This window comes from Shewanella insulae (assembly GCF_009831655.1).
GTDB classification, from domain to species: Bacteria; Pseudomonadota; Gammaproteobacteria; order Enterobacterales; family Shewanellaceae; genus Shewanella; species Shewanella insulae.
In genome coordinates this window covers 31461-49306 of sequence record NZ_WRPA01000019.1, presented here as the reverse complement: position 1 = coordinate 49306, position 17846 = coordinate 31461, and the positions used below count along the sequence as shown (strand labels likewise).

Below are 17846 nucleotides of genomic sequence, written 5' to 3'. Positions count from 1 at the left end.
TGGTGGCGGTAGTTAAGTGGTAGTCACTGAATTAAAAATATAACTATTAATTAGGGATAATTATGAAAAGACCTCAATATTGGCCCAGCGCCTGCGCTATCGCCATTACCATTGCGCTAACCCCACATGCATATGCTGCCAGCGAGGACGTCGAACGCATCGAAGTCACAGGCTCTCGTATTAAACGTACCGACATCGAAGGCCCATCGCCGATCCAGTCGATCAACAAAGACGATATCGCCAACATGGGCTTCGACAACCTGCAACAGCTGCTCGAACGCATGCCGGCCAACGGCGCAGGCGCCTTCTCAACCCGCGGCAACAGCCAGGACTCCACCGCCAACGGCGCGGCCTCTATCAGTCTGCGCGGCATGGGCCCAGATGCTACCCTGGTACTGATCAACGGCCGCCGCGTGGCCATCAGCTCATTCGCCGAGGGGATCACTAACTCCTTCGTCGACATCAACAACATTCCCGTTTCTGCCATCGAACGTATCGATATCCTTAAAGATGGCGCCTCGGCCATCTATGGCTCAGACGCCATCGCCGGTGTGGTCAACATCATCCTGCGTAAGAACTTCGAAGGGATCGAAGTTAACCTGGGCTATGGCGAGGCATCTGGCTCCGGCTATGACGAGCAGAGCGGCTCCATGTTGTGGGGCATGCAGTCCGATAAGGGCAGCGCCTCTATCATTCTCGACTATTTCAAAAACAGCACACTCGCCGCCAGTGAGATGGGTCGCTTCGGTACCGCCAACCAGAGCCCATACGGCGGTGAAGATTTCCGCTCGTCACGTGGCTTCCCTGGCTACTTCTATGTCGATGGCGTCAAGACCATAGACCCTGATTGTCCTCCAGACTCGGCCACCGCCAGCGGCAGCTGTCTGTTCGACTACGGCCCATACAACCTCACCATCCCTGCCGCCGAGCGTGTAGGGGCGATCGCCCAGTTCGACTATCACCTGAGCGATGAGATGACCGCCTTCCTAGAGGTCGCGGCACAACACAACACCTCTGAGGCCGGTGGTGCGCCGACCCCCCTAGATGAAGATGCCATGCTTACGGTTCCAGGCACCCACCCTAACAACCCATGGGGCAAGGATATCGAGATAGGTCGTTACCGCACAGTGGATGCCGGCGCCCGTCGCTGGGATATCGAATCTGACACCCTGCGTCTGGTTGCCGGTTTGCGTGGTAGCCTAGATGAGTGGGATTGGGAAGTCTCGGCACAGAAAGGCCGCAGTGAATCGACCCAGAAGGGTGACAGAACCCAGGGCTGGGTGCGTACCGACTTCCTGCAAGCCGAGATCGATGCCGGTAACTACAACCCATTTGGCGGCACCATGAACTCGCAGGATGTGATCGATCGTATCACCACCAGCCTGGTTCGCCAGGGTGTCTCTCACCTGACCGCCTATGACGCCAGCATCACGGGCCCCGCCTTTACCCTGGCGGATCGTGAAATCATGATGGCCGCAGGTGTCGAGTACCGCGAAGAGGACGTGAGCGATATCCCAGATGATCAATTCCAGCGCGGTCTGATCTTCGGTACCGAAGCCGTCTCTGCCCAGGCCGACCGCGACCAGTACGCGGCCTATGTGGAATTCTCTATTCCGGTTACAGACAACTTCGAGTTGCAACTTGCCGGCCGTTACGATCACTACAGCGATTTCGGTTCGACCACCAACCCTAAGGTCGCCTTCCAGTGGGGCATTAGCGATCAGCTGACCGCTCGCGCCTCTTGGGCAACCGGTTTCCGCGCGCCATCTCTGGCACAGATAGGTCTAGGTCCATCGAGAGAGAGCAGCTTCTTCATCGACACCTACCGCTGCGCCGCCGACAATGTCGACTGTACGGCCCTGGACTACAACACGGAATTTGCCGGTAATTCAGACCTAGACGCCGAAGAGTCAGAAACCTGGAACGCGGGCCTGATCTGGGCACCGAGCCAGAAGTTTGATATCGGCTTCGATGTCTTCAGCATCACCCAGGACAACAAGATCGATAAGCAGCCCCTGGGCGAGATCTACCTGGCGAACTGTAACGATCAAAACAGCACTGTGTGTGAGCGTCTGGCGCCGCAGCCAGGACAATCGCTGGGCCCAATCAGCCTGATCCATTCGAGCTTTATCAACCTCAGCTCGCAAGAGGTACAAGGGGTGGACGTTTCCAGCCATTATGGCCTGGAGATGGATCGTTTCGGCGACCTCAAGTTTGGCCTGGAATACAGCTACCTACACAAGTTTGAGAAGGACAACCTGGATTACACCGGCGAGTACCGCTACCCGCAGCATCGCTGGTTGCTGACCACCAACTGGATGATGGATGACTTCGCCGCCAACATCAACTTCAGCTACATAGGCGAGTTTGAAGATACGCCAGACATCAACTTCGACGGCGTGCTCGACTTCGAAACCAACGAGTCGCGTATGGTTGATTCGCAGATATTGGTGGATATGTCGGGCTCATACCGCTTCAACGACACCTTCAAGTGGACAGTCGGCGTCAACAACGTATTGGATGAAGAGCCGCCATTTGCCATCGGCGACGGCGACACAGACCTCTACGGCTATGTGATTGCCACCCATAACCCAATGGGCCGCTACTTCTACACCAAGTTGAGCATGAGGTTCTAATACCAATCACACTAAGTAAGCTATCAGAAATAGCGTAAGAAAAACGTTTGAGAACAAGGCGGGATTTTTCGATAAGTAGTTATTCTACAATCAAAAAAGCTAACGCAGTTATCGAACGTTTTAACAAGCTTGGATGATCAGCTATTTACTAGGATAGGTAAAACATACACTGTCACAAAAATGGCATCCAAATGGATGCCATTTTTATTTACACTCATTACTCACCTAAAAACATGAACGAGGAAAAGGATGATCACTCTATATGGAACCCCAAGAAGCCGCGCGCTACGCGTCTCCTGGCTACTGGAAGAACTGGCTATCGACTGGCAATTTCATTTCATCAACTTTGCCAAGGGCGACAACCGCAGCGAGGCCTTTCTGGCCATGAACCCTTGCGGTAAGGTGCCCGTTATAAAGGACGATGATCTGGTGCTCACCGAATCCGCCGCCATCTGCCAGTACCTGGTGGAAAAATATGGTCAGGGACAGTTTCTGCCCACTCCCGGTACACCACAAGCCGCCCTTTACCACCAGTGGATGAGTTACATCATCTGCGAATTGGAGCAGCCCCTGTGGACCATGGGCAAGCATAAGTTCGCCCTACCCGAAGAGCACCATCTGCCAGCCATACTGCCCACTGCGGTATGGGAGTTCGACAAGGCCGCCGCCATCGCCGAACAGTGGCTGCCGGGCAGCGACTACCTGCTGGGTGATACCCCAACGGTTGCCGATATCATGCTGGCACATACCCTGATGTGGGCCACGGTATTTGAGCAGCAGATCCCACCTAAACTCGCCGCCTTCAGAGACAGGATGCAGACCCGCCCGGCCCTGGCCAGCGCCCTCAAAAAAACCGAGGCCGTCGCCGCCCAGGCAGCAGAGTAGTTAGGCGTAAAAGGTTTAGCAGCATAATGTCTAACACTTTAGAGATTATGCTGCCATCCATCACCATGAAGCCTTAGCAAATAGTCTTCATTTTCGCTGTGTAAAGCGAACTGACATCAGGCAGATGGACAACCTGGCACCTTGGAGAGATCCAGTCTGATCTCGTCAAACCTAGAGCTTATCTTCAAGATATGCTCATCCAGGCTCACCTCATACTCCCCCATCCAGTCCAAGGTTTGAATCGGCGCCAATCGATACCGCCACAGGGGCAGATCGCACTGCATCCACACCCGGTGATAGGCCTTGCCCATGGCACCGGGATCTACTGTCTGCACCCAGATGGCGTAATCTTCATAGCGCTTAAACTGACTCTGCTCATTGGCAGGCGCGCCAAATACCAAGTTCATAAACAAGCCTAAACTCAATAAAACAAGCTGAATTATCCCAACCAAGAAACTGAGTTTAATTAAGAAAGATACAAGCCAATGGCCACGGATAAAGTCACTAAATTGGCGACGAAATTGCTCCAACTTCCAAAAGCCAAAAAACACGACAATCAGTTTTATCATTAGAGCCATAGGTTTCACCTTGGCCATAAAGCTAGGATCAACCCAGTAGGCGGCAAACAGGCCGGGTAACAGGCTCTCAATCAGCGGCAGATAGATAAGCGCTGCGATGGCAATGAAGAGTAAAGTAGGCTGACGAGGGCTGGCGGCTTGGTACATATCCTTGTCCAAATTGAGTTAACCTTTAAGTAACATCTGCACAAGATAGCATTGGGCTCGTTGAAGCAACACAGTTTGAAGATGAAAGATAATTAAAAAAGCCCCGCTCATTAGAGCAGGGCTTTTTATCGAATCAGGGGTTAACTCACAGCTGAGTAGCTGCCCACTTGGCGCGGCTCTCGCGGCTCTCTTTCAGGCCTTCCTGCTCGCGATAAGCCTTATAGGCATCGACGTCCAGCGGCACTAGGGTGACCTCAACTTCCAGCACCAGCTTACACTCTTTCTTGATGCGCCAGGCCGCCGTGTTGTATAGCTCGGTCAGCGGCAGCGAGCTTAAGAACTCGGGGTTGTACTGGGTGTATACCGCCTGTGTCGGGTAGACCACGAAGCTCAGGCGACGCTTAGGTTCCTTCTTAAACAGCTCCTCGATACCGTCACAGGTGTTAAGCACCTGCATCTCTATGGTCTCATCCAGTTCCAGCAGCTTCTTGGCCGCCAGCCCAGACACCTCGGCCTCACCCGCTTCCCAGGCTAGCACGTCTGCCTCGCTACACTTGCTCAGCTCGGCCACCTGGGCGGCAGTTAGGCCGAGTGAGTGACGCAGGTAAGTAATTTCTATCGCATTTAAATCAGCTGTCTTTGCCATCTTAATATCCAAATTGAGTTAATCTTGTCACGTACCTAGGCGGGGATCCAAACCTCTTCGACCCATTGCCACAACGACTCCCAGCGCTCCTCGGCTAGCTCGCCGTCTTGCCACAGCATCACCTGACCTTCCTGATCGATACAGTAAAAGTCATCGCCCTGTTGGCAGATGGCAATATATTCCCGCGGCATACCGATAGACCAAGCATAGGAGGTCACCTCTGGAAGATAGGTATGGGCATAGGGATCGGCTGCGGTCACAGGCTCCAAGGTGCCGTGAATCACATCGCTGGCGAAGAGGAGATACTCTTTCAGCTCAGCGGGTAAGGGGATCAGAATCTGCTCTTCCACTTCGACCAGTTGATCGAAGCTGGGCAGCTCCAGGGGAACGGGAACTGTCTCGCTCAGTTCCCTGAGTTGCTCGATAAGATCGTGCATTATCGTCTGCTCTAATTGGGCTAATGGCCGCAAGTATAATCGCTTTAAGCCCAGATTGTTATTCCAATTTAATGCAGACGACGCGCCTCGCTTGGATCAAGCCGCCGCATTCAACAACTCGGCGCTGTCCAACCTTTTATAATAGAGCCAAGCCTTGTGATACTGCTTGTGAGACGCCTGACGCAATGCGGTGATCTGCGCCTGTTCCAACTCGCTCAGCTCACGGGACTGGGCCATGGCGCGGGCCTCGATGGCCTGGATCTGCTCGTAGGCCTTATGCTCCTCGCCGCTCTTGATCTCGGCGATGGCCTTGAGGTGCAGCTGAACCTCGGCAATCATACAGCTTTTGGGCAACTGCACCAGCAGGTTGAGGTCACGATATCCGGAGGCCTTAGGCTCGGCGAAACGGTTTTTCACCTGCAATACCTTCACCTGCTGCTGAAGATCTTCGAACGCCGTCATCAGCCCCTGAATATCGTCGGCCACCAGACTGGCCCTAGCCAGATCCGTGATCTGGCTGGCATCGCCGTCAAACTTAGCGGCAATCTTGGCCTTGGCACGCTCATAACTTTTTACCTCGGGGATCAGCAGCTGGTAATTCTCTTGTCCATTGAGGCCCTCGAGCAGGTTAGTCAGCTCCTGTTGGGCATGCTCGGCCTGGGCATAGAGGCTATCGAGATCATCGCTGCTCTGGCGAATAAGGGCGGCAGAGCTGCTGGCGATGGCGTGCAGACCATGCTGGTCTTTACTGAAGGATTGTTTCTGGGCGTAGCAACCAGACTCCTCCTTGGTGTCGATTAAGGTATCGTAGTTGATCGCCAGGGCGCTGCGGGTGGAGACAAGTAGCAGGAAGATAAAAAAGGGTCTAAACAACTTATTCATAACCGTCCTCGGTAAAAGCGCAAACCTTGTACCCTTAATCTAGCTAGGGTTCACTTAACCCTTGCTGAATGGATGATGAACAATTATTTATCATGAAACAGGCATAAAAAAAGAGCGCCAAGGCGCTCTTTTTTATCGAGAAATGTCGAATTACCAGATCTTCACACGCTGGCTTGGCTCTATGTACATAGCATCGCCCGGCTTAACGTCGAAGGTAGTGTAGAACTCCGGCATGTTAGACAAGGCGCCCAGGGCACGGAACTTAGCCGGAGAGTGTGGATCGGTTGCCACGCGGTTACGCATCGCCTCTTCCTTCATCTTGGCGCGCCAGATCTGGCTGAAGCCGATGAAGAAGCGCTCGTCGCCGGTCAAGCCGTCGATTACCGGGGCTTCCTTACCATTAAGTGACATCTTGTAGGCCTTGTAGGCGATGGTCACGCCTGACAGGTCACCTATGTTCTCACCTAAGGTCAGCTCACCGTTTACGTGCAGGTCATCAAATACCGCGTAGCCGTTGTATTGAGCAACCAGCGCCTTACCGCGAGCGGCAAACTCTTTCAGATCTTGCTCTGTCCACCAGTCGCGCATGTTGCCTTCACCGTCGAACTTAGCCCCCTGGTCGTCGAAGCCATGCCCCATCTCGTGACCAATCACGGCGCCGATACCGCCATAGTTCACCGCATCGTCCGCTTCCATGTTGAAGAAAGGCGGTTGCAAGATAGCGGCAGGGAAGACGATCTCGTTCATGGTTGGGTTGTAGTAGGCGTTCACCGTCTGTGGTGTCATGTGCCATTCCCACTTGCGGATTGGCGACCCTAGCTTCTCAAGCTCCTTCTCGTGGCTCAGCTGGCTGGCGCGCATGCTGTTGCCGACCAGGTCATCTGCCTTGATGGCCAGCTTGTCATAGTCTTCCCAGCGATCTGGATAACCTATCTTAGGATCGAACTTGGCCAGCTTATCTTTGGCGGCCACCTTAGTGTCAGGACTCATCCATTCCAGGCCATCTATGCTATCACCATAGGCGCGGCGCAGATTTTCCACCAGCTCCTGCATACGCTGCTTAGCCTCAGGCTTGAAGTGACGTTTGACATAAACCTTACCCACAACCTCACCCAGCAGGTTGTTTACCGTGCTCACGCCGCGCTTCCAGCGAGGCTGCTGCTCCGCCTGGCCGTTCAGCGTTTTAGAGAAGAACTCGAAGTTTTCACGGTCAAGATCTGTGCTTAGATCGCCGGCGAAGTGGGTCAGGGTCTGCCAGGTCATGTAGGTCTTCCACACTGACAGTTCGTTGGCCTTGAGCACCTCGTTGAAGCCTTCGATGAAGCTTGGCTGGTTGATGATGATATCGGCCTGCTTGTCGCCGCCCAGAGTCTTGAGGTAACCGTCCCAGTTGACATCCGGAGCCAGCTTAGCAAGGTCTGCGACTTGGTATAGGTTATAGGTCTTAGTGCTGTCACGGGTCTCGACTACGTCCCAGTGACGGCTGGCAATAGCGGTTTCCAGTGCGAGGATCTGTTCGGCGCTCGCCTTAGCATTTGGCAGGCCGGCCAGGGTGAACATCTTCTCGATATGGGCCACGAACGCCTTACGAATGTTGACGAAACGCTCGGCTTCGTTGAAGTAGTAATCTTTCTCCGGCAGGCTCAGACCGTATTGCCAGATATGGGTCGCATAACGGCTAGAGTCTTTGGCGTCGATATTGATGTAGAAAGCCAGCGGCGTGCCGCCACCTATGATCTGGCTGTGGGCAAAGTACTCCACCAGCTGATCTTTGTTCTCCAGCGCGGCGATCTTGTCCAGCTCACCCTGAATAGGCTTGATACCCAGCTTGTCTAGCTGCTCTGTATCCATGAAAGAGCGATACAGGTCGGCAACCTTCTGCTCATCGCTACCCGCCTTCAGGTTAGGGGTGGCCGCCACCTCTTCGATGATGGCCTTAACATCGTCACGTGACTTCTCGCGTAGATCATAGAAGGCGCCAGTGCTGGTGCGATCGCCTGGGATCTCAGTGTTCTTGATCCAGGTGCCGTTTACGTAGCTATAAAAATCATCTTGAGGACGCACAGACTTATCGAAGTTAGCGAAATCGATACCCGAAGTCAGGGCCTGTTGTACCGCTACGGCGGTTTCTGTCTTGGCGGTTTCCGGGGCCTTAACTTCTGCCTGGTCGCTGTTGCAAGCGCTAAGACCAAGAATCAAAGAGGCACATACCCCTCCAATGAACACTTTTTTCATGTGAATTCCTTTTATGCTTAATTGTTTTTCTGTTAGCAATGCGACTGTCATGGCGAAGCCAAAATGGTGCAAAAACTGCTTCAAGCGACCTATGTTAAAGGGATTGGGTCAATGTAAACAAGTTTATCTGCCTACCAGAGGCGAATTTGTGGTCTCTCATATGTAAGTAAAAATTTCCTCTGCGGCGACAAGCAAACCTATTTACCCCTCAATTTGACGTATCACACGTGCGGGGTTACCTCCCACCACGGTTCTGGGCGCTACATCTTTGGTGACCACAGCCCCCGCCCCGACGACGGCCTCATCGCCTATGGTAGCACCGGGCAGAATGATAGCTCCGCCTCCGATCCACACCCGCTCGCCGATATGAATAGCCTTGGCCTGCTCCCATCCCTGACAGCGACGTACAGCATCCAGAGGGTGACTGGCGGTATAACACTGCACGTTTGGCCCAATCATGGTCTGACGTCCTATGGTGATGGGGGCGTTGTCCTGCAAGGTGACATTGACGTTGATAAATACCTGAGGCGCGACAAAAAGATTCTGCCCATAACTGACATAGAGCGGCAGCTTAACCACCGCCTTGGCGTCCAGATGAGGCAGCAGCTCATTGTCCACCTCCCCGCGGCGGTTCATCTCGGCATTGGCCTGTTGCCGCGCCTGCCAACGGCTCTGCAGCTCGCCATCGAGGCAGTTGTACTCCTGACCGCTGACCATCTTGTCAAATTCACTCACTTCTTCCATCGCCTATCGGCTCCTTTCGAGGATGCATAATATGTCTGAAATTTGCCATGCTAACACTTTTCAGTGATAGCTCTTTTCCCCACTGACGCTTTTCGTGACGAGTCCTTTTTAATTGGCACTTTCCATTAGTTCTCGGCGGCCTCATAATACCGCCCCAAAGTACCATCCTTAGGATAATCCAGTGCGTCTAGACAAATTTATCAGCGAATCCACCCAGCTCACCCGCTCTCTGGCGAAGAAAGCCTTGCACAGGGGCGAAGTGACCGTCGATGGTCAGGTCATCAAAGATGGCAGCTTCAAGCTGAATGAGAGCCAGCAGGTCTGTCTGGACGGCGAGCCTATCTCGCTGATTGGGCCGCGTTTTATCATGTTGCACAAGCCAGTGGACACCCTCTGCTCCACCGTCGATGAGGTCTACCCTTCTGTGCTTAACCTGCTCGACCTGCCCCACATAGACAATCTACATATCGCCGGACGATTGGACGCCGACACCACGGGCCTGGTGTTGATCACCAGCGACGGTCAGTGGTCCCACAGGGTCACCTCCCCCAAGCGCGAATGCGGTAAGACCTATCTGGTGCAGCTTGCCGATCCCCTCAAGGCCGAGTGGGTCGAGCAATTTACCACCGGGCTGGCGCTGCGCAGCGAAGAGGGACTCACTAAACCGGCCAAGCTTGAGCTGCTGGGCAGCCACGAGGCGAGACTCACCATTACCGAAGGTAAATATCATCAGGTGAAACGTATGTTTGCCGCGGTGGGCAACAAGGTGGTGGGACTACACAGGGAATCTATCGGCGAGATAGTGCTGGACGAGAGTCTGGCACCGGGGGAATGGCGCTACCTGACAGAGGATGAGATCGCCTCGGTCAAGTAGCGCGCCGCATTCAGTTATCGACCAGCGATAACCGCCTTGATGCTGTTAAGCAGGGCGCGGTCGGTGCGCGCCTTCTTCAACTTCTTCACACTCTCCTTGAGCGAGGCTTCTGACAGACGCGTAAAGATGTTGTTGTACTCCTTCTCCTCGATCGCCTCGTCACTGTCGGCCAACTCGGAAATATCCTGAGCGACGCGGCTAAGTTGTAACCAAGAATTGGCGATATAGAAACCGTGGAATTCGGCTTGGCCAATTAACCCCTTAGCGCTGGCAGGCAAGGCGTCCCAGGCTGCCGCGAACTTACCCTCTTCATCGCTGAGCAGCTCGTTGAACAAGTTGGCATAGGCCTCCAACAGATTCGCCGGCACCTTGTCCATGGGGATCACCGTGTTACATACATTCAGCGCTGCCTGCTCGGCAATCGCCTGATACTCTTGACTGGGTTTACTCATAAAAAAACTCTCAACTCAATAGGCCGTGATCGACTCGGCCAACTACGCCCACAGAAACTCGGTCTAAGCCCACTAGCAGACGGAAAATAAGGGCTGACGTTATACCCCTAGTCCGGCTGAAAAGCAAAACTGCCACTTTTGTTATACAAAAGTTAAAAACAAACGCATAAAAAATATACTTTTTACTGTCAATAAACTGTCATCCGTATAATATAGTTACAAAAAAAGCGTTTATGCTATGGTTAAATGGTCACATAGCAAGGTTGGCAAAGCTAAAAATGACAAGAAAAACAAAAGCAAAATCCTGGTTAACGTCTCTGCTGCTCTGTCTTGGCCTCTCTCTCTTTGGCCTCAGCCCCGTGAGCCAGGCACAAGAAGATGCCAACGAACAGATAGATGCCATCTTCGATAAGTTCGATCAGGGAGAATATAGTGATCAACAGGCGATTAGTGAAGCGCTTGATTACCTGACGGCCAATGTCACGATGGAAGACACAAAGCGCTATCTCAAGTTGCAGACTGTGCTTTGCTGGAACAACTATGACATCACCAAGCAGCAAGCGATCAAAGATGCCATCGCCTTTGCCGACATGAAACTGCTAAGCGAAGGGGTCGCCGCCTCTGCCGAAACGACCACAGATCTCAAGCTGTGCCGCGCCTTCATGCACCAACTGCTGGGCGAGGTGGAGGTGGCACTGGAGGAATACAACAAGGTTGTCGCCGAAGCCTATCTGATAGAATCCCCAAGGCTGATCGCCGACTCACGCTCACTGCGCGGCGCCATCTACTCTTTTCAGGGCAACTTTGCCCAGGCGCTGGAGGATCTGATCACCGCCCAACACCTCTATGAATCCCTCAACCTGCAATACTGGGCCATCTATAACCTCACCGAGCTGGCCACCAGCTATCGCCGCTTCGGCGATCCCCAGACGGCGATCAAGTACTATAGCAAGCTGGAAAAAGGATTCGAAGATACGGGTGACAGAGACGGTGCCAACGCCATTAAGACAGAAATAGGTTTCGCCCTGGAAGAGCTGGGCGAGTATGAGGCGGCGCTAAAGAAGCACAAGGAAGCCTACAAATACTGGCGCGATACCCAAGGCGAAGAGGCCAGCTCCTATACAGCAGTGAATGTCGCCGGCGTATTGATTCAGCTTCACCGTGAAGACGAAGCCAAGGCCTACCTGGATCTCGCAGAGAAGCACGTGCAACCGGAAATAGGGGGCAGCTATAGTTTCATGCGCCTCTATCAGGCACAGTCGGCCCTCAACAAGGGGCAATATCCTCAGGCACTCGATTATATCGACAAGGCCAAGCGGAGCTTTGAGGCGATCAAGAATGCCCGCGGTCTAGAAAAGCTACACATGGTACATAGCCAGATCTTCGTCGCCGAGAAGGATTGGAAACAGGCCTATGAGGCGCTACTGAGCTACATACAGACCCATAAATCACTGGATGCCACACAGCAGACCAATCGCACCACAGAGATGCGTACCCGCTTCAATACCGAGCAGATAGAACGCGAGAATCAGCAACTGATCGAGCTGCAGAAGATCAAAGAGAACGAGCTGGTGATCCTCAAGCAGAACAAGTATCTGCAACTGGCTGTCATAGTGCTGGGCTGCATCATCATGTTGATCCTCTCTATCGTCGCCTACAAGCAGTCACAGAAGTCTAAGCTACTGTCCATTCTGGCGCTGACTGACCATCTCACCCAGTTACCTAACCGCCGCTACACCTACTCCAAGGGAGAAGGCTACTTCAAGTCTAAGGATGAGGGCGATCATCCGCTGTCGATCATCTTGTTTGACGCCGACCACTTCAAGAAGGTCAACGATAAATATGGCCACGATATCGGCGACAAGGTCCTCATCGCCCTGGCAAACATCAGCAACGGATTGATGCGCAAACAGGATCTGGTTGGAAGAGTCGGCGGCGAAGAGTTTCTGGTGATTCTCCCTGGTACCACGGCAGAACAGGCGCTCAATATTGCCCAGCGTCTCGTGACCACGGTGGAGAGCAGCAACTTCGATGATGTCTATGTGAACTTTAAACTCACCATCAGCGCAGGTATCGCCAGCGTAGAGGGAGACAAGAGCTTCGAACACCTGCTAAAACGTGCCGACGATGCCCTCTATCGAGCCAAGTCATCGGGACGTAACTGCGCGGTCCTAGATACTCAATAATCAGGACGCCACTCTGGGGAAGCGTAAGGAATTAGCCTTAGTCGTGACGAGAAATCAACTCGATGCGGCTTGGTGGGGTGAGTTTGGGAAACCAATCCCCATAGAGGCGTGCCATTTCGCCAGACGCCTGAAGTTTAATCAGGGCTTCATGCCAACGACTCACTAACTTAGGGTCGGTGCCCTTGGAAAAGGCCAGATACAGGTCTATCTGCGCCAGCTCCAACACGGGATACACCTCGTCCAGCCCCATGTTCACCTCGGCCAACAAACGCTCGACCGCCAGATCGGCCTGACACCAGAAACGGATCCTGTCGTGCTGTAACTGCCTCGCCGACTGCTGTGGAAAGCTGGCCACCGTCATATGCTCAACGCCCTGATGACTCAGAATAGACTCCCCCAGGGAGCCACGATAGACACCGACACTGCCCAGGGCATCCAATTCCGCCAGGGTTGCAGGCGTCACCCTGTCCTCTGACTTGGCATAGATAGAGATACTCGTGGTGGCGATAGGACCGACAAAATCAAACTCGCTGCTACGTTGCTCATTGAGAGAGGTGGCAAACAGTAGCACATTAGCCTGGGTCTCCGCGATGGCATAGGCGCGCGCCCAGGGCAACACCTCTATATTGGCCTCCTCGCCTAGATTAGCGGCGAGACGCTGCACCAGGCGAACACCATAACCCATGGGAACGCCCTGCTCCTGGTAGCTCATGGGGGCCCATTCCTCGGTGAGCATCCGCAGTGGCGCCGCCCCAGAGGGTAACGATAAACATATCAGCGAAATAAACCACAGGTAACGCCAGCTCAATTGCTCCCCCAGAAATATAAGCCAAAGCCTATAAGTGATTATCGTCTAAGATAGACAGACTTTCCCAAAGCGCTTTGCCGATACGCTTTTCCTCACCCACTTTTCCAACATAGTTAGCCCACGGTCAAATTGCAATAGCCTGCCGAGTCCGGTCGTTCCAAGTTTTATCAGCTAGCGTAAAACTGCTATCATGACACCAGTGTTTATCCTTGCCCATCATCCTTAACCCAAAGTATGCCAGACCCCAGCGCCCTGACGCCCCAAGCGTTACAACAACTCGCCCTCAAGATTAAAACCTGGGGTAAAGCACTCGGCTTCGCCCAAATCGGCATCTGCGATACCGATCTCAGCGCCGAAGAGCCCAAGTTTCAGGCCTGGCTCGATAAGAGCTACCACGGTGAGATGGCTTATATGGAGAGTCATGGCATGATGCGCGCTCGCCCACAGGAGCTGCATCCGGGCACGCTGCGGGTGATCTCGGCACGTATGGACTACCTGCCGCCAGAGGCGGGTTTCGCCACCCATCTCAAGGATCCCAGGCTCGCCTATATCTCACGCTATGCCGGCGGCCGTGACTATCACAAGATGATCCGCAACCGCCTGAAGAAACTGGGACAACAGATAGAGGCTGAGCTGAAAACCTTAGGGCTAGAACGCCCCAATTACCGCCCCTTTGTCGACTCGGCGCCCATCCTGGAGCGCCCGCTGGCCGACAAGGCTGGACTGGGCTGGACCGGTAAACACAGCCTGCTACTCAATCACGAGGCCGGTAGCTGGTTCTTCCTGGGGGAGCTATTGATCGACCTGCCGCTGCCGGTGGATATTCCGGTACAGGCCGACTGCAATACCTGTGTCGCCTGCATCAAGTCCTGCCCCACCGACGCCATCGTCGAGCCCTATGTGGTGGACGGCAGGCGCTGCATTTCCTATCTCACCATAGAACTTCAGGGAGCGATCCCCGAAGAATTCAGGCCTCTGATGGGCAACCGCATCTATGGCTGCGACGACTGTCAGCTGGTGTGTCCGGTCAATGGCGAGGCCCCGCTCACCCAGGAGAGTGACTTCCACACCCGGGACCCACTCAAGTATCCCGAGCTGCTGACCCTCTTCGCCTGGAATGAAGCGGAGTTTCTTAAATTTACCGAGGGGAGTGCCATACGCCGCATCGGCCACAGGCGCTGGCTGCGCAATATCGCCGTCGCACTGGGCAACGCACCGGCATCGCCAGATATAGTAGCGGCCCTCGAGACGCGCCTGGAGAGCGACGAGGTAGATGAGATGGTACGCGAGCATATCGACTGGGCACTGTCTCGCCAGACACAAGGCAACTATCAGGCTAACCGTAAGACACAGCGGGTGATCCGCACCGTCGAGAAAGGACTCCCCAGAGACGCCTAGGCCATTGAGCTAAAGGTACTCGCCAAACGCCTCAGAGGAGATATTAATACCAATCACAGTGAGTAAGTGATCAGAAATAGCGCTGGAAAAACGTTCGAGAACAAGGCAGCATTTTTAGATAAGTAGTTATTCTACAATCAAAAATGGTAACACCGTTATCGGACGTTTTAACAAACTAGAGTGATCAGTTACTTACTACGATTGGTATCACTAGTCTAAGGTAAAGCCCACCTTAAGCGTCACCTGCCAGTGGGCGATAACTCCCGCCTCCAGGTTTCCCCGGGTCTCGACTACCTGAAACCAACGTAGATGATGCAGCGACTGGCTGGCCGATTCGATGGCATTCTTAATCGCCTCGTCCGAACTAATGGGCGAGGAACCAACGAGTTCAATGATCTTGTAAGTGTGACTCATGGTGGATCTCCTGTTGCAAACCGGCTATCCCCTTGAGTATAGAAAAGCTTTGCGATCCCTGTATGGCCCGGTCGCAATATCCCGTACCATTAATCCTTTGTGAGGCGCTCCAGCAACTTGTCGGCCACCCGAAAGGCGTTGGCATAGATGGTCAGGGTCGGGGTGACGCTGCCGCCGTTAGGCATAAATGAGCCGTCGGTCACATAAAGGTTATCGCAGTCGTGTACCCGGCAATCGGGATTCAGCACAGAGGTTTGCGGGTCCTTGCCGAAACGACAGCCGCCGGCCACCAGGTTAGCCGTCGGGTCACTAAATACATTGCCCCAGGCCTCGTCGGCGCCCATGGCCTTCATCACCTCCACGCCCCGATCGACCAGATACTGGGCCACCTTAAGATCATGGGGATGAAAACCGGCGCGTACCCTGGCCACCGGCTGACCCCACTTGTCTTGCTCCTCATCGTCTAAGGTGACATAACAGTCATCATTGGTTAGCCAGTCACAGAAGACCTCGAACTTAAAGTCCCGCGACTGGGTAAAGTGGGCCTTAAGCTTCTGCTTGAGCGGCGTTCCCCACAGCAGGTTGCCTTCCTGCCACTTGAGGGCATTCGCCTCACTGGTGGGCGCTGGCGGGTCAAACACAAAGTCTAAGGTGCCGCCCTTCACCGGCTTATCGAACGCCGTCTTGTCGTCGATCACATACCAGTCCTGCAGGGCGCGGTTAAAGAAGGGCCCACGTTGTTTAAGCCCCTTGGCCGTCTCCAGAGGTAACTTATCGAGCTTAAACACCCCATGGCCCGTGCCACCGGCGCAGCAGTGCAGGTTCTTACCCAGCTGATCATGGCGATTGCCTATCCCCTTGGGATGTTTCTCGCCGGTGCTGGCCAGCAGCAGGCGGGCACTCTCTATGGCATAGCAGGCCACCACGAAGATGTTGGCCACAATTCGCCTGCTCTTGCCGCTGGCATCGAAATAGTCGGCTGAGCTCACTCTTCCCTGGGCATCGCTATTGAGACGATACACCTTGGCCCGAGTGATGATGCGGCAATTGCCGCTGGCCACCGCATCGTTGAGCAGCGCCGCCCGCGAGCTCCCCTTGGCGCCGGAGTGGCAGCCATAGCTGCCGCAATAGCCGGAATACTCGCAGCTCAAACGCTGCTTGAAGGGGCGAGACAGAATCGCCCTCGCCATGGGCAGAGGATGCAGCTTAAGTGTCTGACAGGCATTGTCGAAGCGCGCCGCTATGGGGTGCTCGGCGGTGGGCGGAAAGGGATAGTCCCGGGTCGATCTCGGCTCGAGCCGTGGGTGCTTCACCACCCGGCCGCTGACGCCGACAATCTGCTCCACCTTGGCATAGTAGGGCTCGAGCTCCTCATAACTGATGGGCCAGTCCACCGTGTTAGCACCGGGAATAGGCCCAAACGTGGAGGCGAGACGAAAGTCACTCGGCTTGAGGCGATGAAAATAGCCGCTCATAAAGTTAGAGGCGCCGCCGACGATATTGCCGCCCCAAAACTGCGCCGTGGTCTCCCTGCGCCAGCCGCCTTCGCCGTCGGGTAGCTCGAGCACGTGTCTCTCCTCATCGAACTGGGAGCGAAACACCCGGTGGCGCGGCAACTGCTCATCTTTGACGAAATCCTGCTCGGTATACCAGTCGCCCTTCTCCAGCACGACCACTTTAATCCCGGCCTTGGCCAGCTCATAGGCGATGGGACCTGCGCCCGCGCCGCTGCCGACAATACACACCTCAAATTGCTGCGGCGCCTGTGCCTCCCCCTTAGCTGCTAATCCCATCGCAAATATCCCTCGCCTGTAAAAAATAACCTATCATCTCGACTTAAAAATCCAGATAACTCTTACCCGGCACGGGCCGTGGAAAGCCTGGCTGATGTTCGAGCCAACGCCAGCCAATCTCATCCGGGTTACCGCCGTAGAGTGGATCTAACATCAATGCCTCAATCAGGTAATAGAGCAACAGGGAGAGCCAGTTTTCCCCGGCGCGGCTCTTGGCTATCTCTTGCAGCAGCGCCTCCTGTTCATCCCAGCTCAGCACCAGGAAGCTACGTCCGGTCTGGGTATCGGCCCAATCTTCCAACCAGGCCGCCCCCTGCAAGATGAACTGCCTGTCCTCATCGGCGCGATTATCGGGATCTTCCATGGCCCACAGCAGATAGCGATAGGCGTTCAGCTCCTTGGCCGATGGGCCATCGCCATCGTCGGGAAACAAATGCTGCTGCACGCTCTCTATAATGGCGCGGTTGATCACGTCGAAACCTTTAGGCCGTGTGGTGAGGGAGAAGCCCTCTTCACTGCCCCAGCTCAACTCAGGCTTGACCGACAGCAGCAGCCCGAGTGCGCCGCTGCGGACAATAAAGTCGCGCCGGCTCAGGCCAGTTTCGAAGGCATATTGTTTTTTCGCTTCGCGCTTGCTCCTCACCACATCGATCTCCTTCTCGTTTTACTGGCCTACTTGCTCTCTCGCCTTTTCTCATCAGGCAGGTGATGTTTTACATAAGACCCTGCTC

16 protein-coding genes are annotated in these 17846 nt (G+C 54.4%); 5 read left to right on the top strand and 11 right to left on the bottom strand.

Features of this window, described 5'->3' with window-relative positions; genetic code table 11:
- The first annotated feature begins 62 nt into the window (after positions 1 to 62).
- A complete protein-coding gene (locus tag GNT65_RS17400) occupies positions 63 to 2636 on the top strand; it encodes a TonB-dependent receptor (protein WP_160798474.1) in 2574 nt (857 codons plus the stop codon).
- 249 nt (positions 2637 to 2885) lie between these two features.
- Positions 2886 to 3521: a glutathione S-transferase family protein gene (locus GNT65_RS17395; protein WP_160798473.1), complete on the top strand. Its 636-nt coding sequence runs from the start codon at positions 2886 to 2888 to the stop codon at positions 3519 to 3521.
- Positions 3522 to 3637: 116 nt separating this feature from the next.
- Here GNT65_RS17395 and GNT65_RS17390 read toward each other — a convergent pair whose 3' ends face one another.
- The 6 genes from GNT65_RS17390 to GNT65_RS17365 all read right to left on the bottom strand — a co-directional run bounded on the left by GNT65_RS17390 (position 3638) and on the right by GNT65_RS17365 (position 9190).
- Entirely contained in the window at positions 3638 to 4246 is a 609-nt protein-coding gene (locus GNT65_RS17390; RefSeq protein WP_160798472.1) for a hypothetical protein, read from the bottom strand.
- Positions 4247 to 4391: 145 nt separating this feature from the next.
- Positions 4392 to 4892: a DUF4447 family protein gene (locus tag GNT65_RS17385; RefSeq protein WP_160798471.1), complete on the bottom strand. Its 501-nt coding sequence runs from the start codon at positions 4890 to 4892 to the stop codon at positions 4392 to 4394.
- A 35-nt stretch (positions 4893 to 4927) separates the two neighbouring features.
- On the bottom strand, positions 4928 to 5329 hold the full coding sequence (locus tag GNT65_RS17380; protein ID WP_160798470.1) for an SMI1/KNR4 family protein: 402 nt from the start codon (positions 5327 to 5329) through the stop codon (positions 4928 to 4930).
- A 96-nt stretch (positions 5330 to 5425) separates the two neighbouring features.
- Positions 5426 to 6211 carry a RelA/SpoT domain-containing protein gene (locus GNT65_RS17375; RefSeq protein ID WP_160798469.1) on the bottom strand — a complete coding sequence of 262 codons (786 nt, stop codon included), beginning with the start codon at positions 6209 to 6211 and terminating at the stop codon, positions 5426 to 5428.
- 150 nt (positions 6212 to 6361) lie between these two features.
- Complete coding sequence (locus tag GNT65_RS17370; protein ID WP_160798468.1) at positions 6362 to 8446, bottom strand: M13 family metallopeptidase; 2085 nt, start codon at positions 8444 to 8446, stop codon at positions 6362 to 6364.
- A 201-nt stretch (positions 8447 to 8647) separates the two neighbouring features.
- Positions 8648 to 9190, bottom strand: a complete 543-nt coding sequence (locus tag GNT65_RS17365; protein ID WP_181006353.1) for a sugar O-acetyltransferase — start codon at positions 9188 to 9190, stop codon at positions 8648 to 8650.
- Positions 9191 to 9371: 181 nt separating this feature from the next.
- Between GNT65_RS17365 and rsuA the strand changes: the two genes are divergently transcribed.
- On the top strand, positions 9372 to 10064 hold the full coding sequence (rsuA, locus tag GNT65_RS17360; protein ID WP_160798467.1) for a 16S rRNA pseudouridine(516) synthase RsuA: 693 nt from the start codon (positions 9372 to 9374) through the stop codon (positions 10062 to 10064).
- Between the two features lie 14 nt (positions 10065 to 10078).
- Here the strand turns inward: rsuA and GNT65_RS17355 are convergent, their stop codons facing one another.
- A complete protein-coding gene (locus tag GNT65_RS17355) occupies positions 10079 to 10516 on the bottom strand; it encodes a DUF3069 domain-containing protein (RefSeq protein WP_160798466.1) in 438 nt (145 codons plus the stop codon).
- Between the two features lie 278 nt (positions 10517 to 10794).
- Here GNT65_RS17355 and GNT65_RS17350 point away from each other — a divergent pair, with 278 nt between their 5' ends.
- A complete protein-coding gene (locus GNT65_RS17350) occupies positions 10795 to 12702 on the top strand; it encodes a tetratricopeptide repeat-containing diguanylate cyclase (RefSeq protein ID WP_244952218.1) in 1908 nt (635 codons plus the stop codon).
- A gap of 37 nt (positions 12703 to 12739) precedes the next feature.
- Here the strand turns inward: GNT65_RS17350 and GNT65_RS17345 are convergent, their stop codons facing one another.
- Positions 12740 to 13438, bottom strand: a complete 699-nt coding sequence (locus tag GNT65_RS17345; protein ID WP_181006352.1) for a substrate-binding periplasmic protein — start codon at positions 13436 to 13438, stop codon at positions 12740 to 12742.
- A 306-nt stretch (positions 13439 to 13744) separates the two neighbouring features.
- On the opposite strand from GNT65_RS17345, the gene queG reads away from it, so the two are divergent.
- Complete coding sequence (queG, locus tag GNT65_RS17340) at positions 13745 to 14908, top strand: tRNA epoxyqueuosine(34) reductase QueG (RefSeq protein ID WP_160798464.1); 1164 nt, start codon at positions 13745 to 13747, stop codon at positions 14906 to 14908.
- A 210-nt stretch (positions 14909 to 15118) separates the two neighbouring features.
- On the opposite strand, the gene GNT65_RS17335 is transcribed toward queG, so the two are convergent.
- The 3 genes from GNT65_RS17335 to GNT65_RS17325 form a co-directional block, all read right to left on the bottom strand.
- Positions 15119 to 15322 (bottom strand): dodecin, encoded by a 204-nt coding sequence (locus tag GNT65_RS17335; protein WP_160798463.1) that lies wholly within the window; start codon positions 15320 to 15322, stop codon positions 15119 to 15121.
- Between the two features lie 89 nt (positions 15323 to 15411).
- Complete coding sequence (locus GNT65_RS17330) at positions 15412 to 17115, bottom strand: GMC family oxidoreductase (RefSeq protein ID WP_160798462.1); 1704 nt, start codon at positions 17113 to 17115, stop codon at positions 15412 to 15414.
- Positions 17116 to 17158: 43 nt separating this feature from the next.
- Complete coding sequence (locus tag GNT65_RS17325) at positions 17159 to 17761, bottom strand: gluconate 2-dehydrogenase subunit 3 family protein (RefSeq protein WP_338091788.1); 603 nt, start codon at positions 17759 to 17761, stop codon at positions 17159 to 17161.
- Positions 17762 to 17846: the final 85 nt, after the last annotated feature.

Coding starts and splice junctions, on each gene's coding strand:
- GNT65_RS17400 (WP_160798474.1), top strand. CDS start 63: ATGAAAAGACCTCAATATTGGCCCAGCGCCTGCGCTATCGCCATTACC.
- GNT65_RS17395 (WP_160798473.1), top strand. CDS start 2,886: ATGATCACTCTATATGGAACCCCAAGAAGCCGCGCGCTACGCGTCTCC.
- GNT65_RS17390 (WP_160798472.1), bottom strand. CDS start 4,246: ATGTACCAAGCCGCCAGCCCTCGTCAGCCTACTTTACTCTTCATTGCC.
- GNT65_RS17385 (WP_160798471.1), bottom strand. CDS start 4,892: ATGGCAAAGACAGCTGATTTAAATGCGATAGAAATTACTTACCTGCGT.
- GNT65_RS17380 (WP_160798470.1), bottom strand. CDS start 5,329: ATGCACGATCTTATCGAGCAACTCAGGGAACTGAGCGAGACAGTTCCC.
- GNT65_RS17375 (WP_160798469.1), bottom strand. CDS start 6,211: ATGAATAAGTTGTTTAGACCCTTTTTTATCTTCCTGCTACTTGTCTCC.
- GNT65_RS17370 (WP_160798468.1), bottom strand. CDS start 8,446: ATGAAAAAAGTGTTCATTGGAGGGGTATGTGCCTCTTTGATTCTTGGT.
- GNT65_RS17365 (WP_181006353.1), bottom strand. CDS start 9,190: ATGGAAGAAGTGAGTGAATTTGACAAGATGGTCAGCGGTCAGGAGTAC.
- GNT65_RS17355 (WP_160798466.1), bottom strand. CDS start 10,516: ATGAGTAAACCCAGTCAAGAGTATCAGGCGATTGCCGAGCAGGCAGCG.
- GNT65_RS17350 (WP_244952218.1), top strand. CDS start 10,795: ATGACAAGAAAAACAAAAGCAAAATCCTGGTTAACGTCTCTGCTGCTC.
- GNT65_RS17345 (WP_181006352.1), bottom strand. CDS start 13,438: ATGCTCACCGAGGAATGGGCCCCCATGAGCTACCAGGAGCAGGGCGTT.
- queG (WP_160798464.1), top strand. CDS start 13,745: ATGCCAGACCCCAGCGCCCTGACGCCCCAAGCGTTACAACAACTCGCC.
- GNT65_RS17335 (WP_160798463.1), bottom strand. CDS start 15,322: ATGAGTCACACTTACAAGATCATTGAACTCGTTGGTTCCTCGCCCATT.
- GNT65_RS17330 (WP_160798462.1), bottom strand. CDS start 17,115: ATGGGATTAGCAGCTAAGGGGGAGGCACAGGCGCCGCAGCAATTTGAG.